Origin of the sequence: Meiothermus granaticius NBRC 107808 (assembly GCF_003574355.1) — a bacterium.
Taxonomy (GTDB): domain Bacteria; phylum Deinococcota; class Deinococci; order Deinococcales; family Thermaceae; genus Meiothermus; species Meiothermus granaticius.
In genome coordinates this window covers 1-3063 of the sequence record NZ_QWLB01000084.1, presented here as the reverse complement: position 1 = coordinate 3063, position 3063 = coordinate 1, and the positions used below count along the sequence as shown (strand labels likewise).

The following is a 3063-nucleotide window of genomic DNA, read 5'->3' as shown; positions in this document are numbered from 1 at the left end:
CCCCATCGCTGAGCCCCCTCCTCCTCAAGCCCCAACCGCCAAGCCCAACCCCCAATCCCAGCGGGGTTCGGTACGGGTCAGCTTGGAGCGCCTCGACGCCCTGCTCAACCTGGCAGGGGAAACCCTGAGCGCTCGTTCGCGCCTCGAGCTCTTGACCCGGCGCTTCGAGGAACTTGACGCCACCTTGGAGGTAGCGCGAGCCCGGTTGTTGCGTACCACCACCGAGTTCGAAGCCCGCTATCTCAACCCGCGCCTCTCGCTGGAATCGGAGAGCGCCTCCACCGAGGTGGCTCCCAGCAGCACGGTGGGCAAAACCGTGCAGGAGCTGTTCAGCGAGCTCGAGTTTGACCGCTATGACGACCTCAACATTCTGGCCAGGGCCATCTCCGAGATGACCGCCGACCTGGCTGAGGTGCGTTCAGCCCTGAGCGAGGGGATTAAGGCTTTCCAGCAGGAGACCGAGGCCTTCGCCAAGCTCTCGCAAAACCTGCGTTCTGAGGTGGGTCGGGCCCGACTGGTACCGATTGGGCGGTTTTATACCCGCTTGCAGCGCCAGGTGCAGCAGCTTGCCGGAGAAAAGCAGGTTGCCTTGGAGCTCTCCGGTGAGCAGATCGAGATTGACAGCGTGCTCCTGGACGGACTTTCTGAGGCCTTGCTGCACCTGGTCAATAACGCCATCATTCACGGCCTGGAGACCCCCGAGGAGCGGCGGGCCCGGGGCAAGCCGGCCCAGGGCCGACTGAGCTTGCGTACCCGCCAGGAACGCAGCACCTTGATCTTGGAGATCAGCGACGATGGGGCGGGAATCAATGTGGGAGCGGTCAAAGCCCAGGCTGTGGCCCGGGGGCTTAAAACCCAGGCCGAGGTCGAGGCCATGCGCCTCGAGGAGGCCATCCGCCTGATCTTTTTACCGGGCCTTTCCACCGCACAGACCCTCTCCGATATCGCTGGACGTGGGGTGGGGATGGATGCGGTAGTGAATACGGTGCGCCGCCTGCGGGGTGAACTCAGCGTGGAGAGCCGGGAGGGCTTAGGCACTACCTTCCGCTTGCGCATCCCCCAGAGCCTGGTGGTCAGCGACCTGTTGCTGGTGGAGGTTGGTCAGCAGAAGATTGGACTCCCGCGGGAGTCCTTGCTCACCCTGCTCTCGGCTCCCAGTGGGGCTACGAGCGTGGCCTATGATGAGGTGCAGGTCCCGGTTCGTGCGCTCTCGGATTTGTTGGGCTGGTCGGCTGAACCCTCGGCAGAGCTGGCTCTGGCGGTCGTGGAGGGCGGGGGTGGGCCGGTAGCTTTGGCGGCGGACCGCTTTTTGGGGCTCGAGCAAGCCCTGGTCAAACCGCTGGGTGCCCCGCTCTCCGAGCTGCCACACCTCTTAGGGGCCACCCTTTCGGCTACCGGTGAGCCCATTTTGGTGCTGTCTCCTTCGGGATTGCTGGAGATGGGGGTATCCCCGATTCAGGCCCTGCAGGTGGGCCATGCGGTCCCGGCTCGCCCCCCAATTTTGCTGGTAGACGACTCGCTCTCCGTGCGCAAGGTGGTGGCGGGGATGCTGCGCAAGGCCGGGCATCCGGTGGTCACCGCCAGCGACGGACAGGAAGCGCTGGAGCTCCTCGAGAGCGGGGAGTACCGAGCGGTGCTGACCGATCTCGAGATGCCCCGCATGTCGGGTTTCGAGCTGCTGGAAGAAGTGCGTCGCCGCCCCCACCTCTCACACCTGCGGGTGGGGGTGCTGACCACCCGGGCCTCGGGTAAGCACCGGGATTTAGCGGTTGAGCTTGGTGCAAATGCCTACCTGACCAAGCCCGCTGACGAGGTAGAATTGCAGCGGTTCCTCAGTGGGGTCTAGGATGAAAGTGCTGATCGTCACCTCAGAAGCGGATCGCGCCAAGGCGCTCAAGGAGAGTTTTACCCTCTCCGGCTTTGAGGTACAGGTCGAAGAGAGCGCGCTTTATGCCTTAACCCTGTTGGAGCGCAGCCGCCCAGATATCCTTCTCAGCAGCGAACGGCTACCCGAGATGAGCGGGGCTGAGCTGTACGAGCTGGTGCGGGCCGACCCCAGCCTAAACCTGGTGCCCATCGTGTTGCTGTCGTCCGAGGCCCCGGCCAACCTGGAGGAGATTGACCGCTGGCTGCCCCCGGAGACTTCAACCTCAGAGATTGTGCGCACCGCTTATCGGTTGGTGCTCGAGCTTACCCGGCGTACCATAGAGCTTTCCACCGAGACCCAGGCGGCCAAAGGGGGCATTCAGGGGAAGCTGACCGAGATCAGCTTGTTTGAACTGGCCCAGTGGCTTTCGCGCTCGGCCAAGACCGGGCGCCTCAGCGTGCAGATGGGTTTTGAGGAGGGCTCCTGGCTCTTCTCCAAAGGCCAGCTCATCCACGCCGAATATGGCGAGCGCAGTGGGGAAGATGCGGTGCTGAGCCTGCTCATTCAGGCCGAGGGTCGGCGCCGCAGCTCTGCGGAGAGCGGGGGTTATTTTGTCTTTGAGCCGTTGGGGGAAGCCGATTTTTTCCTGGAGCCGGTAACCATCCGCAAAACCACCGACCAGCTGCTGCTCTCGTTGGCGGTCGAGATGGACCACCAGCAGCGAGGGGGCGCACACCGCGCCTGAGGTCTCAACATGGGAGATATGCAAGGAGCCAAGGTTTTAGTCGTAGACGATAGCACCAGTGTGCGCAAGGTGCTGGAGCGCCTGCTGGCGGGTAAGGGAATGCAGGTGATGAGTGCGGAGAGCGCGGAACAAGGCCTCGAGCTGGTCAATCGCTCCCAGCCCAACTTGATCATTGCCGATGTGGTTATGCCGGGGATGAGCGGTTTTGAGCTATGCCAGCTGCTCAAGCTAAACGCCCGCACCGAAGGGCTGCCGGTCATTCTGATTTCCGGCATCATCAACGATGGGGTCATGGCTCAAGCCAAAGAGGCAGGGGCGGTCGCGGTGGTATCGAAACCCTTCACCCCCGATGACCTGTTCCCCAAAGTGGAGCGGGCGCTCGCCACCCAGGTGGCCTTGGTGGGAGCCCCAGTGCCCGCTTCTAGCCCTGAACCCGTTCCTCCCCCCCCGC

The 3063-nt window shown here is 63.5% G+C and carries 3 protein-coding genes; all 3 read left to right on the top strand.

Annotation, left to right across the window (positions count from 1 at the left end; translation table 11 throughout):
• Nucleotides 1-1846: hybrid sensor histidine kinase/response regulator (locus tag Mgrana_RS16510; protein ID WP_147371322.1), on the top strand; the 1846-nt coding region annotated here is incomplete at its 5' end.
• A gap of 1 nt (nt 1847) precedes the next feature.
• Nucleotides 1848-2612 (top strand): DUF4388 domain-containing protein, encoded by a 765-nt coding sequence (locus Mgrana_RS16505; protein WP_119358666.1) that lies wholly within the window; start codon nt 1848-1850, stop codon nt 2610-2612.
• Between the two features lie 18 nt (nt 2613-2630).
• Nucleotides 2631-3063, top strand: a 433-nt coding sequence (locus tag Mgrana_RS16500) for a response regulator (RefSeq protein WP_147371321.1), incomplete at its 3' end; no start/stop codon positions are given.

Excerpts from the sequence above, each read along its gene's own strand:
- Mgrana_RS16505 (WP_119358666.1), top strand. The coding sequence starts at position 1,848 with ATGAAAGTGCTGATCGTCACCTCAGAAGCGGATCGCGCCAAGGCGCTC.